Genomic DNA, 404 nt, shown 5'->3' with positions numbered 1-404 from the left:
CAAGCTTCACTAGAACTCTGATTATAAATGCCGACATAATACGTCCCAGGCTCCAAAGGGCTGCCCATTGACATACTCAAAACACGGTCTACCGTATCGAGTGCATATTGACCGGTATTACCGTCACTCGTCCAGCCGTCACCACTAATCCCCATCTGGTAGCCAGCATTCCAAGTGTTCGAAGTATAGGGCCAACTACTATTGGGATAGGTATTGACGCTATCCGGCACTTGCGCACGCCGCACGACCAAAGAAGGATTCCCACCGACCCAGTCCTTCACCCGCAACTCCCAGCCTAAGACCGCCTCGCCGCCTACCGTTTCAGGAACTTCTATGCGGTAATAATGCCAGCGCTGTGGCTGCAGATCAGTCACACTTGAACTGCCACCATCAAAACTCAACAC

Annotated in this window: 1 protein-coding gene; it reads right to left on the bottom strand. The window is 52.0% G+C overall.

Features of this window, described 5'->3' with window-relative positions:
• Nucleotides 1-404, bottom strand: a 404-nt coding sequence (locus tag QEH52_RS20950; RefSeq protein ID WP_308952778.1) for a hypothetical protein, incomplete at both ends; no start/stop codon positions are given.

The organism is Thalassobacterium maritimum, assembly GCF_031127805.1.
In the GTDB taxonomy this organism is placed as follows: domain Bacteria; phylum Verrucomicrobiota; class Verrucomicrobiia; order Opitutales; family Coraliomargaritaceae; genus Thalassobacterium; species Thalassobacterium maritimum.
The sequence above is the reverse complement of the archived record's forward strand: the minus strand, read 5'-3'. Positions and strand labels throughout refer to the sequence as shown.